This window comes from Pseudomonas cuatrocienegasensis (genome assembly GCF_900110925.1).
GTDB lineage: Bacteria > Pseudomonadota > Gammaproteobacteria > Pseudomonadales > Pseudomonadaceae > Aquipseudomonas > Aquipseudomonas cuatrocienegasensis.
In genome coordinates this window covers 237,607-256,255 of the sequence record NZ_FOFP01000003.1, presented here as the reverse complement: position 1 = coordinate 256,255, position 18,649 = coordinate 237,607, and the positions used below count along the sequence as shown (strand labels likewise).

The window sequence follows — 18,649 nt, the reverse complement described above, 5'->3', positions numbered from 1 at the left end:
CTGCGGCGCCGCCAACAGATCCTGGGTGCAGTGTCGGGCCGGTCACAAATCAGGCGCTTGGTCTGCCATTTTCACAGGAATATGGCCTGTGGCCTGCGCTGTCACTTGCCGGCCAGGCGGGGCGCGCGGAAACTGTTCAGCATGCGAATCCCCCTGCGTTCTCGACCCCCGGCTGCGGCCCCACAGGACGATTTTTTCGTCCCCGAGCTGTGTGAGCCCGAAGCCCTGCTCGGCACCGTGCTGATGGCCGAACTGCTGGTGCTGGTGCTGGTGCTGGCACAACCGATGCTGCCGGGCTTCGATTGGGTACGCCTGGCCCTGACTTCATTGTTCGTGCAGTGGATCGTGTTGCTCTCGGCGGGCGTGTTGTGTCGCCTGCGCCCGTTCCTGGCGCGGATGCAGGCCGCCTGGGCGGGGATACTCTGCGCGCTGATCGTGCTGCTGCTGACCCTGGGCTGCACCGCCGTTGCTGACATATACGAGTTGGGTGGGCCGCTGCCGCGTGCCGGCGAGGTCAACCTTTACCTGCGCCATGCGCTGATCAGCCTGATCATGTCGGCGCTGCTCTTGCGCTACTTCTACCTGCAGAGTCAGTGGCGCCGCCAGGAGCAGGCCGAACTGCGTGCCCGTATCGAGTCGCTGCAGGCGCGCATCCGGCCGCACTTCTTGTTCAACAGCCTCAACAGCATCGCCAGCCTGGTGGTCATCGATCCCTACAAGGCAGAGCAGGCGGTGCTCGACCTCTCCGACCTGTTTCGCGCCAGCCTGGCCAAGCCCGGCAGCCTGGTGCCCTGGCACGAGGAAGTGGAGCTGGCGCAACGATATCTGTCGATAGAGCACTATCGGCTTGGCGAGCGACTACAGTTGCAATGGGATATCCAGGGTGTGCCCGAGGATCTGCCCATTCCCCAGCTGACGCTGCAGCCGTTGCTGGAAAATGCCTTGATCTATGGCATCCAGCCGCGTATCGAGGGTGGGCTGGTACGAATAGAAGCGAACTACAGCGCGGGGGTGTTCACCTTGACCGTCAGTAATCCCTTCAGTGAGGCCGTTACAGCGACGCCCTCGCGTGGAACCCATCAGGCGCTCAATAACATCGATGCACGACTTACGGCACTTTTTGGGCCTGCTGCCAGTCTCAGCGTGGAGCGCCGTGATGGCCGCCACTACACTTGTCTACGCTATCCTTGTGCGAGACTCACGCAGGAAGCCAGCGCATTATGAATGTCCTGATCGTCGATGATGAACCCCTAGCCCGCGAACGCCTCAGTCGTATGGTTGGCGAGCTTGAGGGGTACCGTGTTCTAGAACCCGCCGCCAGCAATGGCGAAGAAGCGCTGTCTTTGATCGACAGCCTGAAGCCCGATGTGGTGCTGCTCGATATCCGCATGCCCGGCCTGGATGGCCTGCAAGTGGCCGCCAAACTGTGCGAGCACGATGCCCCGCCGGCCGTGATCTTTTGTACGGCCCACGATGAGTTTGCCCTGGAGGCGTTCAAGGTCAGTGCCGTGGGTTATCTGGTCAAGCCGGTACGCGCCGAGCATCTCGGTGAAGCCCTGAAAAAAGCCGAACGTCCCAATCGTGTCCAGCTCGCTGCGTTAACTCGCCCTGCCGTCAGCAATGGCGCCGGGCCGCGCAGCCATATCAGTGCGCGTACGCGCAAGGGTATCGAGTTGATTCCCCTTGATCAGGTGATCTACTTCATTGCCGATCACAAGTACGTGACCTTGCGTCATGACGGCGGCGAAGTGCTGCTCGATGAACCGCTCAAGGCGTTGGAAGACGAATTCGGCGAGCGCTTCGTGCGCATCCATCGCAACGCCCTGGTGACTCGCGAGCGCATCGAGCGGTTGCAACGTACCCCGCTGGGGCACTTTCAGCTCTACCTCAAAGGCATGGAGGGCGAAGCGTTGATCGTCAGCCGCCGCCACGTTGCTGGTGTGCGCAAGCTGATGCATAACCTGTAGGGGTCGGTAAGCTGCAAGCCTGAAGCGTCAAGCCGCAAGTAAAGGCAAAAGCTTGCCGGCATCAAGTCGCCGCTCACATTCAAATAGCTGCAGCGTGCAGGGGGCGGCCACCCGCCTTGCAGCTTCTTGCTATCATCCCCGGCAGTTCGTCTTCTGGAATTGCTCATGCTCCGCGAAATTCGCATCGCCACCCGTAAAAGCGCTCTGGCTCTCTGGCAGGCCGAGCACGTCAAGGCCCGCCTGGAACAGGCCCACCCGGGCCTGGTCGTTACCCTGGTGCCGATGGTCAGCCGCGGCGACAAGCTGCTCGACGCGCCACTGGCGAAGATCGGTGGCAAGGGCTTGTTCGTCAAAGAGTTGGAAACCGCGCTGCTGGAGCAGCAGGCCGACATCGCCGTACATTCGATGAAAGATGTACCGATGGACTTCCCCGAAGGCCTGGGGCTGTATTGCATCTGCGAGCGTGAAGATGCGCGCGATGCCTTCGTTTCCAATACCTATGCCAGCCTGGAAGCGCTGCCAGCCGGCAGTGTGGTCGGCACCTCCAGCCTGCGCCGGCAGGCGCAACTGTTGGCGCGGCGCCCCGACCTGACCATCCATTTCCTGCGTGGCAACGTCAATACGCGCCTGGCCAAGCTCGATGCCGGCGAGTACGACGCCATCATTCTCGCTGCCGCCGGATTGATTCGCCTGGGCTTCGAAGAACGTATCCGCGCCTCGATCAGTGTCGAAGACAGCCTGCCGGCCGGCGGCCAGGGCGCGGTGGGGATCGAATGCCGCACCGATGATGCCGAGATTCACGCCTTGCTCACACCCCTGCATCACCGTGAAACGGCGCTGCGGGTGAGCGCCGAGCGGGCCTTGAACAAGCACCTCAATGGTGGTTGCCAGGTGCCTATCGCCTGTTACGCGATCCTCGAAGGCGAGCAGCTGTGGCTACGCGGCCTGGTCGGCCAGCCCGACGGCAGCCTGCTGCTGCAGGCCGAACAGCGCGGCGCCGCGGCCGACGCCGAGCAGCTCGGCGTTGAGGTCGCCGAGGCGCTATTGGCCCAGGGTGCAGCGGCAATCCTCAAGGCGGTGTATGGCGAGGCAGGCCACGCGTGAGCGGCTGGCGCCTGCTGCTGACCCGCCCGGCGGAGGAATGTGCGGCGTTGGCCGCGCAGTTAGCCGAGCAGGGGGTAGCGTCCAGCAGTTTGCCATTGCTGAGTATTGAGCCTTTGCCGGATACCGCGTCGCAGCTGGCCTGTCTGCAGGACTTGGCGCGTTACAGTGCGGTGATCGTGGTCAGCAAGCCTGCGGCGCGCCTGGCGCTGCAGCGCATCGAGCAACATGCCGTGCCGGTGCCGCCCGCGTTGCCCTGGTTCAGTGTCGGTGCGGCGACGGCCGAGATTCTCCAGGGCCACGGCCTGACGGTGCACTATCCGGCCAGCGGCGATGACAGCGAAGCCCTGCTGGCGCTACCTGAGCTGCAGCAGGCACTGACCCAGGCGCCCTCGCCGCGGGTGCTGATTCTGCGCGGCGAGAGTGGTCGCGAGTTGCTGGCCGAGCGTCTGGGCGCCATGGGTGTGCAGGTCGACTACCTGGCGTTGTACCGACGCAGCTGCCCCACGTACCCTGCTGCAACCCTGGCGCAGTGCATCCAGGCGGAACGCCTGAATGGCCTGGTGGTCAGCAGTGGGCAGGGTTTTACCCATTTGCATGACCTGGCAGGCGACGCCTGGGATCAGCTGCGGCGTCTGCCGCTGTTTGTGCCCAGTTCGAGGGTGGCCGAAATGGCCCGCGCCGCAGGTGCCGAAACTGTTGTGGATTGTCGAGGCGCCAGCGCCTCGGCCTTGCTGGCGGCGTTGCAGGCGCAACCTGCCCCGATCACTGACGCAAAGGATGGACACGTGAGCGAAACCACTGCCAAGCCGGCGGCGCATGACTTGCCGCCGCAACCCGATAGCCTGACCGAGCCTCCTGTGGCCAAACCGGTCAGCCCACCGCCCAGTGACAAGACGCCGCGGGGTAATGGCCTGGCGTTGTTCGCCCTGTTGATTGCCGCTGCCGGTCTCGCCGCTGGTACCTGGGGCGCCTGGCAGGTGCGTGCGCTGAGTGCCCAGAGCGCCGAGCAAGTGGCCCAGATCGAGGCAAGCCAAAGCGATAGCCAAGCGCTCGGCCAGCAGCTGAGGCGTCTTGACGAGCGCCTGGCGCAGTTGCCCAGCGCTGCAGAGCTCGATACGCGGCAACGCCTGCTTGCGCAACTGCAGGGTGATCAGCAGTTGCTCAACCAGCGTCTGGAAACCGTCCTGGGAGCCAGTCGGCAGGACTGGCGCCTGGCCGAGGCCGAGCATTTGCTGCGCCTGGCCAGCCTACGCTTGTCGGCCCTGCAGGACGTCAACAGCGCTGAGGCGCTGGTCAATGCTGCCGACCAGATTCTCCGGGAGCAGGATGACCCGGCGGCCTTTGCTGCACGTGAGCAGGTAGCACGGGCCATGGAAGCCTTGCGTACCACCGTCGACCCCGACCGTACCGGCCTGTTTCTGCAGCTCGGTGCCCTGCGCGAGCAGGTCGCCGACCTCAATGCGCTGACCCCGACCCTCGCCGGTGAAGGCGGCGTGCTCGAAGAGCTGGCTGCTCAGGATACCTCCGGCAGCTGGTGGTCCAACGCCTTGCAGCGCCTGTCGCAGTACATCCGTATCGAAGTGGGCAATGACGAGGTCATTCGCCCCGTGCTGGCTGGGCAGAACCTGACGCAGGTGCGTCTGGCCCTGGGTTTGGCTCTGGAGCAGGCCCAGTGGGGCGCGCTGCACGGCGAGAGCGGGGTCTATCGGCAGGCTCTGCAGCAGGCCAAGGATATTCTCGCCACCAGTTTCGACCAGCAGAACCCCGCAAGTCGGGCATTGCTGGCGCGTCTGAGTGCGCTCGAAAGCCAGCCAATCGAGGTGCAAGTACCCGATCTGGCGCCCGCCCTAGGCGCTGTGCAGGCCTATATCGAACAGAAGCACAGCATGCGCGAAACCGCGCAAGACGCGGTCGAGGCTCCTGCTCAGGCTCCCGATGAGGCGAGCGCGGAGGACGCCCGGCCATGAAGCGCTTCTACTGGATCATCGGCCTGCTGCTGGTCTGTGCCGGCCTGGCTCTGCTTGCCCAGGCGATTGCGGCTCACCCAGGCTACGTGTTGTTTGCCTACCCAGGGTTCCGTTACGAGTCCGGTCTGTGGGTGTTTCTCGCCTTGCTGGTGGTGCTGGGCCTGGTGCTCTATCTGCTGCGCCTGCTGCTGGGCCTGACCATCACCAGCGGTGGTCTGGTCAACCCCTGGTCACGTTTGCATCGGCGCCGGCGCGTACGCCAGGCGTCCCGTGAGGGTGTCATCGAACTGGCCGAAGGGCGCTGGTCCCGCGCGCAGCGGCATCTGGAGCGCGCCGCTGAAGATGATCCACAGCCGCTGATGCACTACCTGGGCGCTGCCCGTGCGGCCAATCACCAGGGGCTATACAGTGAGCGCGACACCCTGTTGGAGAAGGCCCTGACGTCTCAGCCCAAGGCCGAACTGGGTATTGCCCTGACCCATGCCGAGTTGCAACAGAGCAGCGGGCAACTGCTGGAAGCTGCGCAGACGCTGGAAGCCATGCGCTCCCGTCATCCGCACCATCACCTGGTGTTGCAGCGGTTGCAGCAGCTGTATGTGGACACTGGCGCCTGGTCGGCGTTGCTGGCCTTGATGCCTGATCTGCGCAAGGAAAAGATCCTCGACGCAGACGCCTTGGCTGTCCTCGAGCGGCGGGCCTGGCTGGGCTACCTGGCGACCCTCGCCCCGGCGCCGGATGAGGCGCCCGAAGCTGCACTGCTGGCCGCCTGGCAGCGCCTTTCCAACAGCCTGCGGCACGACCCGGAACTGCTGGTCGTATACATTGAGCGCTTGCGTGAAGCGGGTGCCGAGGTTCAGGCCGAAGAAGTGCTGCAGCAAGCGCTCAAGCGCCACTATGACCCGCATCTGGTGCGTCTCTACGGTCTGTTGCATGGGCGCGACCCGGCCAAGCAGCTGCAGCTGGCCGAGGGCTGGCTCAAGGACCATGGCGATGACCCAGCGTTGCGCCTGACCCTCGGCCGGCTGTGCCTGCACAACCAGCTATGGGGCAAGGCCCGTGAGTATCTGGAGACCAGCCTGCTGCTTGCGCGTGACCCCGAGACCTGTGCCGAGTTGGCGCGTTTGCTGGCACACCTGGGCGATGTCGAGCAGAGCAATCAGCTGTTCCAGGAGGGCCTGGCCTTGCTTGATCGGCGTCTGGCCGGATCCGTAGGCGTACCTGCCCGTCTGGGCTGAGTATCAAGAGGTTAACCCCGCGATACAGGAGCTGTGTATGCGTTACCTGACGATCTTCTGTCTGGCCTTATGGCTGGTTGGCTGCAGCAGCCCGCAGGTGCGCGACTACGCTGCCGAGCAGCCGCGCCTGGAGTTGTCCGACTATTTCAACGGCGAGCTGGAAGCCTGGGGTATGTTCCAGAACCGCTCCGGTGAGGTCGTCAAACGCTTTCATGTGGCCATGACCGGCACCTGGGAGGGCGATACCGGCGTGCTGGACGAACGCTTCACCTACAGCGATGGCACCACCGAGCGCCGCGTATGGACACTGCGGCGTCAGGCGGACGGCAGCTGGCGCGGCACGGCGGGTGACGTAGTCGGCGAAGCCGTCGGTGAGGTGGCCGGCAATGCCCTGAACTGGCGCTACACCCTGCGCTTGCCGGTCGACGGCCGCACCTACGAGGTTCAGTTCGACGACTGGATGTACCTGATGGATGGGCGTGTCATGCTTAACCGCGCGCGCATGTCGAAGTGGGGGTTCTACCTGGGCGAGGTCACCCTGAGTTTCTCCAAACCGCTGGCATTGGATTAAACACCTGTATTAACTTTATCCCGGAGGTGCCTTGATGGTGCCGTCGGTGGGGCATAATCTGGCCTCGCTCTTATCGTCGTAAAGCCGACGTTATGGGCAAAATCTTCAACACCAGTGAACCGATTGACAAAAAATCGTCTCGGATCGGACGGATAAAACGGCAACGCCGATAAGGGAAGTGAGGTCATCATGCTCGAGAGCTGCAAGAACGCCCAGGAACGCTGGGGAGGGGTGAACCTGCTGATCGATCGCTGGTTGCAGGAGCGTCGTGAAGTGGTCGCCGCCTATGCTGCCGCGTCCGCAGCCACGCCCGGTGAGCATACCGAGGTGCTGCGCAGCTTCTGCGAAGTCCTTCTGGATTACGTCTCGGCGGGGCATTTCGAGGTGTACGAGCAACTCACCAGCGAAGCCAAGGCCTTTGGTGATACGCGCGGTCTGGACCTGGCTCAGCGTCTCTACCCGCGCATCGAGGCCACCACCGAATCCGCCCTGGCCTTCAATGACCGTTGCGATGCCGGAGCCGACTGCGCCGCCTTGCTCGATGAACTCAAACACCTGGGTCAGCTGTTGCGCGAGCGTTTCGAGCTTGAAGACTGCCTGATCGAAGTGCTGCATAACGCCCATCAGGAGCAGGCTACCGCCACTTCCTGAGGTATCGTCAATCGCGGGTGTCGAGCAACTCCAGCTCGAACACCAGCGGGGCGTAGGGCGCAATCAGATCGCCAGCGCCTTCTGCGCCATAGGCTTGTGCCGAGGGAATCACCAGTTGCCAGCGCGAGCCCACCGGCATCTGCTGCATTGCGCTGCGCCAACCCGCAATCACACTTTCCAGGCGAAACCACAAGGGTTCCTGGCTCTCATCGAACAGGCTGCCATCGGCTAGCCAACCGCGGTAGCGCACTTGCACACGGCTGTCGGGGCCGGGCCGGGTGCCCTTGCCGCGCTGCAGCTCGCGGACCAGTACACCATCGTCCAGTTTGCGTGTCCCTGGCCGGGCTTGTTCCTCAGCCAGAAAGCGCTGCTCATTCTGTTGCGCCTGGTCGCTGCGGTTGCTTAGCTGCGCTTCATGGGCGGCAAGCAGGGCTTCAATGCGCGCTTCGTCGAGCCTTAGCGGCTCGCCGCGGTAGGCCTGGGCCAGGCCATCCAGCAAGGCTTGCAGTTGCAGGTCCGGCACCTCGCGCTGCAGGCGTTCGCCCAGCCGCGCGCCTAGGCTATAGGCCAGATCCTGTGCGTCGTCGGCGGCGTGAGCCAGGCTTGCCAGCAGGCTCGTCAACAGTAACAGGGCGCGCAACATGGGGCGGCTTCCTCTGGTTTCGATACAGCCGAGTATGCCAGGCCAGACCAGTTTTTACGGCGCTGGCAGGTGATCAAACGCAGGGATAGTATGGCGACACCCCAACTCGCCTGGAGTCCACTATGTCGACCAGCAAGCGTACCTCGAAAAAAACCGTCAACACCCCTTTGCACCTGCTGCAGCAGTTGTCCGGTAGCCTGCTCGAGCACCTCGAGCAAGCCTGCGGCGAAGCCCAGGCCGATGCCGAGAAACTGCTCTCCAAGCTGGAGAAGCAACGCGGCAGCGCCCAGGAAAAACTGCACAAGGCCCGTGAAAAACTGCAAGCCGCTGCGGCTGCCGGCAAAGCCAAGGCACAGGTGAAAGCCAGAGGTGCTGCCGAAGAGCTCGAAGAGCTGCTCGACGTGCTCAAGGCGCGCCAGAGCCAGACGCGCACCTACATCGTCGAGCTCAAGCGTGATGCTCAGCTCAGCCTCAAGTTGGCCCAAGGGATCGACAAGGTGCGCGATGCCGCAAGCAAGGCCCTGGCCGAGCGTGACAAGCCGGCCGCCGAGGCCAAACCCGCGCGCAAGGCTGTGGCCAAACCCGCTGCCAAGGCATCCACTGCCAAGCCCGCTGCCACCCCGACAACGTCTGCCGCTGCAGTGCCTGCCGCTGCCAAGCCCCGTGCACGTCGTACGGTTGCAGCCAAGCCTGCAGCTGCCAAAGCACCAGCAGCCAAGGCAGCAGCCAAGCCGGCCGCATCCAAACCCGCCACAGCTAAAACCGTTGCCGCGAAGCCAGCCACTGCTAAGCCCGTTGCAGCAAAGCCGAGCGCATCCAAACCGACAGCAGCTAAGCCCACTGCAGCTAAGCCGGCCACACCTAAGCCGGCCGCGTCCAAGCCCGCTGCGGCTAAGCCGAGCGCGCCCAAGGCGACCCCTGCCAAACCGCGCAAGCCGGCCGTTGCCAAGGCCGTTACGCCTGAAGCACCGGTGGCAACGCCCACTGACGCGCCCGTTGTCAGCTAATAGCGGCTGTTTGCAGAACGCTCAGCGCCTGCTGATCGTCTGCCGTTAGATCATCCGGCGCCAGGGCCTGAATCCAGGCGCCGGATGAGCCTTCCAGTTCATCGCTCCAGCCTTGGCTGCAGGCGGCCAGACGCTGCAGCTGCAGGCGCTCGGCATCCAGCTCGAGACGTTTGACCGCCTCGCGCAGCACGCCCAACTCGGTATCCTGCAGAGCGCCCATCTTCCAGCGTTGACGCAGCGCGCGCAGCGGCCCGACCACTTCCTTTTGCCAGCCATGCGCGCAGTCGCGCAGTTGCGCCACCCGTGCCGGCGTGCAGGCCAGGTTGCGCTGCTGCAGCCAGGCCGCGCACAACAGCAGGCAGACATCGGCACCGCGGCTCTGCAGGTGCAGGCACGCGGCTTCGACGCCGGGGCGTTGGTACAGGTTTTCGGCGAAGGGCCACAGATCAGGCTGCATGGTGCTTTCCGCGATTGCGGCGGGCGACTCTGGTAGACTCCGCCGCCATTATGATTCGACTCCAGAACCTCACTTTACAGCGTGGTCCGCAACGTCTGCTAGAAGCGGCCGAGCTGACCCTGCACGCCGGCCATAAAGCCGGTCTGATCGGCGCCAACGGCGCCGGCAAATCCAGCCTGTTCGCGCTGCTGCGCCATGAACTGACGCCGGACGCGGGCGACTGCCTGCTGCCGGCCGACTGGCGCATCGCGCACATGCGCCAGGAGATCGACGACCTGGAGCGCTTGGCGGTCGAGTATGTACTCGACGGCGATCACCTGCTGCGTCAGGTCCAGCGTGACCTGGCAGCCGCCGAAGCCGCCCAGGACGGCGCAGCCATTGCCCGCCTGCACACCGAGCTGGACAGCGCCGATGGCTACACCGCCGATGCGCGGGCGCGCCGTCTGCTCGCCGGGCTGGGCTTCGAGCATGGGCAGATGGACCGTCGCGTCGGTGATTTTTCCGGCGGCTGGCGCATGCGCCTGAACCTGGCCCAGGCGCTGATGTGCCCCTCGGACCTGTTGCTGCTCGATGAGCCGACCAACCACCTCGATCTCGACGCCATCCTCTGGCTGGAAGGCTGGCTGAAAAGCTACCCCGGCACCTTGCTGCTGATCTCCCACGACCGCGATTTTCTCGACAGCGTGGTCGATCATGTGGCGCACCTCGACCAGCAGAAACTGACCCTGTACCGCGGCGGTTACTCGGCGTTCGAACGCACCCGTGCCGAGCGCCTGGCGCAACAGCAGCAGGCCTACGAGAAGCAGCAGGCGCAGCGCGCGCACATGGAAAAATACATCGCCCGCTTCAAGGCGCAGGCGACCAAGGCACGCCAGGCGCAGAGCCGGATCAAGGCGTTGGAGCGCATGGAGGAGCTGACCGCCGCCCATGTCGACTCTCCGTTCGACTTCAGTTTCCGCGAGGCCGACAAGCTCTCCAGCCCGTTGCTCGACCTGGACGAGGCGCGCCTGGGCTATGGCGACAAGGTGGTGCTCGAACAGGTCAAGCTCAACCTCACGCCGGGCGCACGCCTGGGCCTGCTCGGGCCAAACGGCGCGGGCAAGTCGACCCTGATCAAGAACCTCGCCGCCGAGTTGGTGCCGCTGAGTGGGCACCTGCGCCGCGGCGAGAACCTGGTGGTCGGTTATTTCGCCCAGCATCAGCTCGACGCGCTGGATGACAAGGCCAGTCCGCTGCTGCATTTCCAGCGCCTGGCGCCGACTGAGCGCGAGCAGACCCTGCGCGACTTCCTTGGCGGCTTCGACTTCCGCGGCCCGCGCTGTGACGAGCCGGTGCTGAACTTCTCCGGCGGCGAGAAAGCCCGTCTGGCCCTGGCGCTAATTGCCTGGGGCAAGCCCAACCTGCTGCTGCTCGACGAACCGACCAACCACCTGGACCTGGAAATGCGCCTGGCCCTGACCATGGCCCTGCAGGAGTTCAGCGGCGCGGTGGTGGTGGTTTCCCACGACCGTCACCTGCTCAAGAGCACCACCGACGAGTTTCTTCTGGTCGCCGATGGCCGGGTGCAGCCATTCGATGGCGACCTCGATGACTACGCCCGCTGGCTGATCGACTACCGCGCCCGCCAGGCGCCGGTCAGCAGCAGTGACGCCAGCGTCGACAAGACCGACAAACGTGCCCAGCGCCAGGCGGCTGCGGCGCTGCGTCAGCAGCTTGCGCCGCACAAGCGCGAGGTCGACAAGCTGGAGAAGGAACTGGGCCAGGTGCAGGAGAAACTGGCGCAGGTGGAAACCCGTCTGGGTGACGCCGGGCTCTACGAGGCACCGCGCAAGGAAGAACTGCGCGTGGCGTTGGCTGAACAGGCGCAGTTGAAGAGCCGCGAAGCCGATCTTGAAGAGCGCTGGCTGGAGGCGCTGGAAACCCTGGAGGGGTTGCAGCGCGCATTGGAGGAGGCGACATGAACCTGGACATGATCAACTGGCAATGGATCAGCCTGTGGAGCGAGCCGTTGCTGCGCACCGGCCAGGTCATCCTGATCCTGCTTGCCGCCTGGCTGGTGCAGCGCCTGCTCACCCGTGGCATCAGCAGCCTGGGCGCGCGCTACCCGCAACTGCCGCCGGAGTTGATGATCCCGCTGCGTGGCGCGGTGCGTTGGCTGATCATGGGCAGTGCCTTCATGTTGGTGCTCGAGCGCCTGGGCGTTTCCGCGCAGGTGCTGTGGACCGCCCTGACTGGTTTCATCGCGGTAGCGGCGGTGGCCTTCTTCGCCATCTGGAGCGTGCTGTCGAACCTGTTCTGCGCGCTGCTGATCTTCACCCTCAACCCGTTTCGCATCGGTGAGTGCGTCGAGGTGCTGGAGACTGCCGACAAGCCTGGCGTGCGTGGCCGGGTGCTGGCGATCAACCTGTTCTATACCACGCTGGAAGACCTTACCGGCGACGCGCCGGGGACCTGGGTGCAGATCCCCAACAGCCTGTTCTTCCAGAAAGCCGTGCGTCGTTGGCGCAATGGCGAACTGCCGACTGCACGTCCTCGCATCGAGGGCTGAGCCCGGCTTGCGCCGAAACGCCAACAGCCCCTAAGCTCGCCATTACGGTCGTCGGCCCTCCGTGTCGGCGCGTATCAAGACCTTGAGGTGTACGGTGGCGCTCGAAACCTGGCTCGCATTCCTGGTGGCCTGTTGGATCATCAGCCTGTCCCCTGGCGCGGGGGCCATTGCCTCGATGTCCGCCGGGCTGCAGTACGGTTTCTGGCGCGGCTACTGGAATGCCCTGGGGCTGCAGCTGGGCCTGGCGCTGCAGATCGTCATCGTCGCCGCAGGCGTCGGGGCGATTCTGGCGGCCTCCGAGTTGGCATTTACCCTGATCAAGTGGTTCGGCGTGCTCTACCTGCTGTACCTGGGTTATCGCCAATGGCGGGCGCTGCCCAGTGATATGCAGGCGCCTGCCGAGCAACGCCCGATTGGTCGGCCGCTGACCCTGGTGCTGCGTGGGTTTCTGGTCAACTTCAGCAACCCCAAGGCCATCGTCTTTATGCTCGCGGTGCTGCCGCAGTTCATCGACCCACAGGCACCGCTGCTGGCGCAATACCTGGTGATTGGCGTGACCATGATCGTGGTCGACCTGATCGTCATGGCGGGCTACACCGGCCTCGCCGCGCGAGTCCTGCGTGCACTGCGTACACCGGGTCAGCAGCGCTTGATGAACCGCACCTTCGGTGTGCTGTTTATGGCCGCTGCCGGGCTGTTGGCGACGGTGCGCCGGGCTGCCGCCTAACCGGTATTACCAGGGGATGGCGCTGCCATCCCAGGCCCAGAACGTACCGCTTTGCTCCGGCCCGTGCTGCTCGACCAGCGCGAGCAGCTGCGTGGCGGCAAACTCGGTGGTAAACAGCTTTTCGGCCGGCACGTTGGCCTGGAAGGGTTTGGACAGCTCGGTGTCGGTGGTGCCGGGGTGCAGGGAAAGCACGCAGCTGTTCGGGTTCAGCCGGCGCAGTTCGATGCTCGCGGTGTGCAGCAACTGGTTAAGTGCGGCCTTGCTGGCGCGGTAGCTGTACCAGCCACCCAGGCGATTGTCGGCAATCGAACCGACCCGTGCCGATAGCGCCGCTACGCGGCAGGGGTGACGGCCGCGCAGCAGCGGCAGCAAATGCTTGAGCAGCAGAATGGGGGCGAAGGCGTTGGCCTGGAAGGTCGCCTGCAAGCCAGCCAGGTCAAGTTGCGCCAACCCCTTTTCTGCTTTGGCCGCGCCGCCTTGCAGCACGCCGGTGGTACACAGCAGTAGATGCAGACGCGGAGTCAGGGCGCGCACCTCGGCGGCCAAGCCGGCGAGTGCGACTTCGTCGCTGGCGTCGACATCCAGGCAGCGCAAGCGCTCACCCTGCTGTGCCTGCAGTTGCGCAAGCTCGACAGACTGCGACGCCTGGCGCGCCACCGCCCAGACACGGCCGACTTCGGGGCGCGCCAGCAGTTGCCGGGTCATGGCCAGGCCGATCCCGCGGCTGGCGCCGCAGACCAGCACCTGCGCCGGTTCATCCAGGTGTTGCCATAAGGTCATGGGGTTTCTCCTAGGGTCTGTTGCCGTTTCGTTCGCGGCCGCGCCGGAGCCAGTTTTAGCGCGAGGCAAGGCATGAGATGCGAAGTTTAGTGGTCTAAATGAGCCATCGAGAAACGCAGCATCGCGCTAAAACGGGCCCGGCCCTACGGGTTGCGCGCAAAATCTCGCCATGCGTTGTTGGAGGACTTGGCAAGGGAACACCATTCCCTGCGTCCTCCGCCTGCGGAACGCCGCCCGGCCTGGCGAGATTTTTCGCGGCAACGCGGCTTGCGACGAAACGGCAACAGACCCTAGCGGCTGCGGCATCGTGCCGCGCGCAGACGTCGATCAATGGTTGAGGAAAATAGGTAGCAGGGTAACAATTCAATGCCACCCATTCGTATTTGGGATCGACTCCTATATGAACCCCGTATTGCGTTTTTTCAGCTGGCTGATGCTGCCCGTACTGGCTTTGTGCAGCCTGGCTGTTCTGGCCGACCCTGTTGAGGGCGCCACCCAGGCCCTGCATCTGCTCGGCTATCTGGGCGCCGACTACCCGGCCGCCGTAGCCGAAGGCCGCATCATTGATGATGGCGAGTACCGCGAACAACTCGAATTTCTCACTGTACTGCAAGGACTGATCGTTGCGCTGCCGGCGCGTGATCAGCAGCCGGCGCTGCAACAGGACGCCATAACGCTGCGCCAAGCGGTGGAGCAACGTGCCGACGGCGCCGCCGTGGCGGCCCAGGCCCGGCAGTTGGCCACGCACCTGGCGCAAGCCTATGGCGTCAGCCAAACCCCGACCCTCACCCCGGACCCTGCGCGGGGCGCGCCGCTATTCGCCCAGCATTGCAGTATTTGCCATGGCACCACAGGTGCCGGTGACGGGCCGGCGGGCATTGGCCTGGAGCCGCCACCGGCCAACCTGCGCGACGTAGCACGGCTGGACCGGCTGAGCCTCTACGACCTCTACAGCACCATCGGCCTGGGCATCGACGGCACCGACATGGCGGCCTTCGCCGACCAGCTCGATGAGCGTCAGCGCTGGGACCTGGCCAGCTATATCGCCGGTTTCACCGCCGACACCAGCGCCCAAGGTGCTGCACTGCCTCTGGTGGTCCTGGCCGGGCGCACGCCGCAGGAGATGGCCGTGGAGCAGGGCGAGGCCGCTGCCGCGCTGTTACGCGCCCAGCGCGCTCAGCCCCCGGTGCCGCAGCGTGGGCCTGCGCAGTTGATCGAATACACCCGTGCGACCCTGGAGCAGAGCCTGGCCGCCTACCGCGCCGGTGATCACGAACAGGCCTATGACCTGTCCGTGGGCGCTTACCTGGAGGGCTTCGAGCTGGTCGAAAGCGCCCTGGACAACCTCGATGCGACCCAGCGCAAGACCACCGAGCGGGCACTGATGGCTTATCGACAAGCGTTGCAGGATGGCTTGTCGGTGCCCCAGGCAGCGCAGCGTCTGGAGCAGGCCAAGATCGAGCTGGCGACCTCGGCGGCGTTGCTCGACAGCGATGGCCTGTCGGCGTCATTGAGCTTTGTGTCCAGCCTGTTGATTCTGCTGCGCGAGGGCCTGGAGGCGATTCTGGTGCTGGCGGCGATCCTCGCCTTCCTGCGCAACACCGGTCAGCAGCAGGCTGTGCGCAGCGTGCATGTCGGCTGGAGCCTGGCGCTGCTGGCGGGCGTTGGCACCTGGGCGTTGGCGGCCTACCTGATCGATGTCAGCGGTGCCCAGCGCGAGCTGCTCGAAGGCATTACCGCGCTGTTCGCCAGCGTCATGGTGCTTTGGCTCGGCGTGTGGATGCACGACCGTCGCCATGCGGCGGCCTGGCAGGATTACATCAAGAGCAGCCTGGTCGGTGGCGGTGGCCGGTTCGGCTTTGCCCTGCTGGCGTTCTTCTCGGTCTACCGTGAGCTGTTCGAGGTCATTCTGTTCTATGAAACCCTTTGGCTGCAGGCCGGTCCTCAGGGCCACAGCATGGTGCTGGCAGGTGCGGCGACAGCGCTGGTGCTGTTGCTCGGCCTGGCCTGGGTGATCCTGCGTGGCTCGCGCAAGCTGCCGCTGGCGACCTTCTTTGGCATCAACGCCGTGTTGCTCTGCGTGCTCTCGGTAGTCTTCGCCGGGCACGGTGTGGCGGCCCTGCAGGAAGCCGGGGTGCTGGGCACGCGGCCAGTGGCGTTCTTCGAGTTCGACTGGCTGGGGATTCACGACGATGCCTACAGCCTCTCGGCGCAGGCCACGGCCCTGGCGGCCATTGCGCTGCTGTATGGGCGTAGCTGGCTGGGCGAGCGGCGCCGCCTGGCCCGGGCCGACGCCTAAGCACGGGGCGCGTCGGCATGGCTTATCATGCCGGCTTTGCCTCCCATAACGGTGAATAGCGTGCGCGTCTGGATTGATGCCGACGCCTGCCCGCGCCCCGCGCGTGATCAGGTGGTCAAGTTCGCCCTCAAGCGGGGCTTCGAGGTGGTGCTGGTGGCCGGGCAGGCGGTGGCGCGGCCGGCCTTTACCTGTGTGCGCCTGATCGTCGTGCCCAGCGGGCCGGATGCCGCCGATGATTACCTGGTCGCACATGCAGTGCGCGGTGAGCTGGTGATCTGCAGCGATGTGCCCTTGGCCGATCGCTTGGTCAAGCAGGGCGTTGCTGTGCTCGACCCGCGTGGGCGCGAGTTCGACGAGCGCAACATGGGCGAGCGCCTGGCGGTGCGCAACCTGTTCACCGAGCTGCGCGAGCAGGGTCAGGCGGGCGGTGGACAGGCGCCCTATGGCGAGAAGGACCGCCAGGCGTTCGCCAATGCCCTGGACCGTATTCTGACTCGGCTGAGCCGCGCCGCCGGCTAGTGGCTCAACCGCACAGGTAGGTGCCGGTGCCCACTGCGACCAGGGTGCCGTCGTCACTGTGCAGCTCGCTGCGTACCACTGCGACCTTGTTACCGGAGCGCAGCAGCACGGCGTTTGCGGTAAAGCGCTGGCCGCGACCGGGGCGCAGGTAATCCACCCGCAGGTCGATGGTGCCGAGTTTCGACAGGCGCGCCATGCGTTCGGCCGGGCTCAGGTGCTGGTGGCGCTCGAAAGCGCCGATCAGCGCCATGGCGCCGCCGGCCACGTCCAGCAATGATGAAATCACCCCGCCATGCAAGATGCCGTGGACGAAGTTACCGATCAGCGCATCCTGCATCGGCAGGCTCATCAGTACGCGCTGTTCGGACAGCGTGTCGATCTGAATGCCCAGCAGACGATTGAAGGGAATGCGCTCGAAGAAGGCCTGCACGGCCTCCACGAGTTCAGGGGTGAGTTCAAAGGGGCGTTGAGTCATGGCAGCGTCCTGGCGGGTCTGCCTGCACGCTGCCGCAGTGCGCCAGGGATTGCCAGAGGCGCGGCCGGAGTGCCGCGCGCATTGGCGCAAATGGCTCCTAGGGTCGCGGCAACAATCATTTGTAGGAGCGAAGGGGGCGCCTAGCCTTTATTCGCGATAAATCGTTAAGTCGCTGCAGGCGTCGCGGCTAAAGCGCAACGCCGCCCGGAAGCTACCGATATTTGATGCATGACGTGATCTTAGACATGAGCCAGCTCCAGCACCCGGTCGACCAGCTTGTAGATGCCCGAGGCAGCTTCACTGATCGACTGCGCGACCATGTAGGCCGGCGTGGTGACCAGCTTGTGACGGCTGTCCTCGACGATGTCGTGCACATCGCACTCTTGATGCTCGGCACCCATGGCGGTCAGGGTGGCCGCGGTGTCGGCGTCGTTGCCGATGGTGCACAGCACACCCTGGCCGAAGAAGCGCGCCGCCAGGGCCGGGCTGATGCACATCAAACCGACCGGCTTGCTGGCCTGGACGAAACCCTGCACCGCGCTCAGCACATCGGCCTGGACCTGGCAATTGGCGCCGCTGGTGGCGAAGTCGGAGAGGTTCTTGGCCACGCCAAAACCGCCGGGCATGATCAGCGCATCGAAGTCCTTGGCGTGCAGTTCGCGTACATCGCGAACCTGGCCGCGGGCGATACGTGCGGATTCCACCAGCACATTGCGCGTGCCGTCCTGCTCATCGCCGCTGTAATGATCGACCACATGCAATTGCGCGATGTCGGGGGCAAAGCACTGCACCTCGGCACCACGCTGGTCCAGGCGCAGCAAGGTGATCACGCTTTCGTGGATCTCGGCGCCATCGTAGACACCGCAGCCGGACAGAATCACTGCCACTTTCTTTTTCATTGCGTACTCCTTGATCGGGCTTGGCCGGTTGCCTGAAGGATCAGGTGCTCCCGGGCCGGGGTATCGGGTGGGGTGGCGGGCGTTTGCTGCTGATCACCTTCATTCGACTAGGTGTGCGGGCAATTGTTGCAACGCGGCTTGCGACGAAACGGCAACAGACCCTCGGCAGCATAAACCAGGCTGTAAGGCGTTGCTCAGTCCTGGCTACGGCGCATGCGGCGGTACAACCAGAGGCTGACGCCCAGCAACACCAGGGCGCCCAGCAGAAGTAACTGAGCATCGCGCATATCGCCGAGCAGCGCCTCAAGCGCCGCGCCGATATGGTAGGCGGCCAGGCCTAGCGCCGCGGCCCACAGGCCCGCGCCGATGGCGGTGAGAACCAGGTAGCGGCCCCAGGGGTAGCCGGTCAGGCCAAGGGCAACCGGCATCACGGTGCGCAAGCCGTAGATGAAACGAAAGCACAGCACCCACAAGTCTGGGTGGCGCCGCACCAGGGGCAGGGTCTTGTCGGCCAGGGCTTGCCAGCGCGGTCGGCGGGCGAGGATACGGCGGCCATGGCGGCGCCCGAGGAAGTACCAGAACTGATCGCTGGCATAGGTGCCAAGAAAGGCCAGGATCATCACCGGCTCGATTTCCAGATAGCCACGCAGTGCCAGGTAGGCGGCCAGCACCAGCGACATTTCACCTTCCAGAAAGGCGCCGAGAAACACGGCGGGGTAACCGAAGTGCTGTAGAAAAGCTTCGAGCATGGGGGGGGGCGACCCAGTGGATTAGCGCGCAAGGGTACTCCGTTGCCCGCG

The 18,649-nt window shown here is 64.8% G+C and carries 19 protein-coding genes and 1 pseudogene; 14 read left to right on the top strand and 6 right to left on the bottom strand.

What is annotated here, in order from left to right; genetic code table 11:
- The first annotated feature begins 141 nt into the window (after positions 1-141).
- The 8 genes and pseudogenes from BMW49_RS06215 (at position 142) to BMW49_RS06185 (ending at position 7,495) form a co-directional block, all read left to right on the top strand.
- Entirely contained in the window at positions 142-1,224 is a 1,083-nt protein-coding gene (locus BMW49_RS06215; RefSeq protein WP_069516619.1) for a sensor histidine kinase, read from the top strand.
- The gene (locus tag BMW49_RS06210; protein ID WP_069516471.1) at positions 1,221-1,967 is read left to right on the top strand and encodes a LytR/AlgR family response regulator transcription factor; all 747 of its coding nucleotides are present in this window, start codon (positions 1,221-1,223) and stop codon (positions 1,965-1,967) included. The genes BMW49_RS06215 and BMW49_RS06210 overlap by 4 nt, the downstream gene beginning before the upstream one ends.
- A 165-nt stretch (positions 1,968-2,132) precedes the next feature.
- Positions 2,133-3,071: a hydroxymethylbilane synthase gene (gene hemC / locus BMW49_RS06205; RefSeq protein ID WP_069516470.1), complete on the top strand. Its 939-nt coding sequence runs from the start codon at positions 2,133-2,135 to the stop codon at positions 3,069-3,071.
- Positions 3,068-3,823, top strand: a pseudogene (locus tag BMW49_RS25070) (uroporphyrinogen-III synthase); the annotation flags it as partial. The gene hemC and the pseudogene BMW49_RS25070, both read left to right, overlap by 4 nt.
- 33 nt (positions 3,824-3,856) lie before the next feature.
- Positions 3,857-5,038, top strand: coding sequence for a uroporphyrinogen-III C-methyltransferase (locus BMW49_RS25065; protein WP_371850850.1), 1,182 nt, complete (start codon positions 3,857-3,859; stop codon positions 5,036-5,038).
- Positions 5,035-6,273 (top strand): heme biosynthesis protein HemY, encoded by a 1,239-nt coding sequence (locus BMW49_RS06195; RefSeq protein ID WP_069516469.1) that lies wholly within the window; start codon positions 5,035-5,037, stop codon positions 6,271-6,273. Before BMW49_RS25065 ends, BMW49_RS06195 begins: the two co-directional genes overlap by 4 nt.
- A gap of 37 nt (positions 6,274-6,310) precedes the next feature.
- Positions 6,311-6,844 (top strand): DUF3833 domain-containing protein, encoded by a 534-nt coding sequence (locus tag BMW49_RS06190; protein WP_069516468.1) that lies wholly within the window; start codon positions 6,311-6,313, stop codon positions 6,842-6,844.
- 189 nt (positions 6,845-7,033) lie between these two features.
- Positions 7,034-7,495 carry an Rsd/AlgQ family anti-sigma factor gene (locus BMW49_RS06185; protein ID WP_069516467.1) on the top strand — a complete coding sequence of 154 codons (462 nt, stop codon included), beginning with the start codon at positions 7,034-7,036 and terminating at the stop codon, positions 7,493-7,495.
- Between the two features lie 7 nt (positions 7,496-7,502).
- Here the strand turns inward: BMW49_RS06185 and BMW49_RS06180 are convergent, their stop codons facing one another.
- Positions 7,503-8,138 (bottom strand): FKBP-type peptidyl-prolyl cis-trans isomerase, encoded by a 636-nt coding sequence (locus BMW49_RS06180; protein WP_069516466.1) that lies wholly within the window; start codon positions 8,136-8,138, stop codon positions 7,503-7,505.
- Between the two features lie 122 nt (positions 8,139-8,260).
- Between BMW49_RS06180 and BMW49_RS06175 the strand changes: the two genes are divergently transcribed.
- Positions 8,261-9,145 (top strand): AlgP family protein, encoded by an 885-nt coding sequence (locus BMW49_RS06175; protein WP_069516465.1) that lies wholly within the window; start codon positions 8,261-8,263, stop codon positions 9,143-9,145.
- On the opposite strand, the gene BMW49_RS06170 is transcribed toward BMW49_RS06175, so the two are convergent.
- A complete protein-coding gene (locus BMW49_RS06170) occupies positions 9,138-9,602 on the bottom strand; it encodes a TIGR02444 family protein (protein ID WP_069516464.1) in 465 nt (154 codons plus the stop codon). The two genes, BMW49_RS06175 and BMW49_RS06170, sit on opposite strands and share 8 nt — an antisense overlap.
- Positions 9,603-9,652: 50 nt before the next feature.
- Here BMW49_RS06170 and BMW49_RS06165 point away from each other — a divergent pair, with 50 nt between their 5' ends.
- From BMW49_RS06165 to rhtB, 3 genes are all read left to right on the top strand, one after another.
- The gene (locus tag BMW49_RS06165; RefSeq protein WP_069516463.1) at positions 9,653-11,563 is read left to right on the top strand and encodes an ATP-binding cassette domain-containing protein; all 1,911 of its coding nucleotides are present in this window, start codon (positions 9,653-9,655) and stop codon (positions 11,561-11,563) included.
- Positions 11,560-12,150 carry a mechanosensitive ion channel family protein gene (locus BMW49_RS06160; RefSeq protein WP_371850849.1) on the top strand — a complete coding sequence of 197 codons (591 nt, stop codon included), beginning with the start codon at positions 11,560-11,562 and terminating at the stop codon, positions 12,148-12,150. Before BMW49_RS06165 ends, BMW49_RS06160 begins: the two co-directional genes overlap by 4 nt.
- Positions 12,151-12,244: 94 nt before the next feature.
- A complete protein-coding gene (rhtB, locus tag BMW49_RS06155; RefSeq protein ID WP_069516462.1) occupies positions 12,245-12,877 on the top strand; it encodes a homoserine/homoserine lactone efflux protein in 633 nt (210 codons plus the stop codon).
- A 6-nt stretch (positions 12,878-12,883) separates the two neighbouring features.
- Here the strand turns inward: rhtB and BMW49_RS06150 are convergent, their stop codons facing one another.
- Positions 12,884-13,657 (bottom strand): SDR family NAD(P)-dependent oxidoreductase, encoded by a 774-nt coding sequence (locus BMW49_RS06150; RefSeq protein ID WP_069516461.1) that lies wholly within the window; start codon positions 13,655-13,657, stop codon positions 12,884-12,886.
- Positions 13,658-14,057: 400 nt separating this feature from the next.
- Here BMW49_RS06150 and BMW49_RS06145 point away from each other — a divergent pair, with 400 nt between their 5' ends.
- The gene (locus tag BMW49_RS06145; protein ID WP_069516460.1) at positions 14,058-15,956 is read left to right on the top strand and encodes a cytochrome c/FTR1 family iron permease; all 1,899 of its coding nucleotides are present in this window, start codon (positions 14,058-14,060) and stop codon (positions 15,954-15,956) included.
- 60 nt (positions 15,957-16,016) lie between these two features.
- Positions 16,017-16,475 (top strand): YaiI/YqxD family protein, encoded by a 459-nt coding sequence (locus BMW49_RS06140; protein WP_069516459.1) that lies wholly within the window; start codon positions 16,017-16,019, stop codon positions 16,473-16,475.
- Between the two features lie 4 nt (positions 16,476-16,479).
- Here BMW49_RS06140 and BMW49_RS06135 read toward each other — a convergent pair whose 3' ends face one another.
- The 3 genes from BMW49_RS06135 to BMW49_RS06125 form a co-directional block, all read right to left on the bottom strand.
- Positions 16,480-16,950, bottom strand: a complete 471-nt coding sequence (locus BMW49_RS06135; protein ID WP_069516458.1) for a thioesterase family protein — start codon at positions 16,948-16,950, stop codon at positions 16,480-16,482.
- A gap of 239 nt (positions 16,951-17,189) precedes the next feature.
- Positions 17,190-17,849: an isoprenoid biosynthesis glyoxalase ElbB gene (gene elbB, locus BMW49_RS06130; protein ID WP_069516457.1), complete on the bottom strand. Its 660-nt coding sequence runs from the start codon at positions 17,847-17,849 to the stop codon at positions 17,190-17,192.
- Positions 17,850-18,043: 194 nt separating this feature from the next.
- Positions 18,044-18,598 carry a DedA family protein gene (locus BMW49_RS06125; RefSeq protein WP_069516456.1) on the bottom strand — a complete coding sequence of 185 codons (555 nt, stop codon included), beginning with the start codon at positions 18,596-18,598 and terminating at the stop codon, positions 18,044-18,046.
- Between the last annotated feature and the right edge of the window lie 51 nt (positions 18,599-18,649).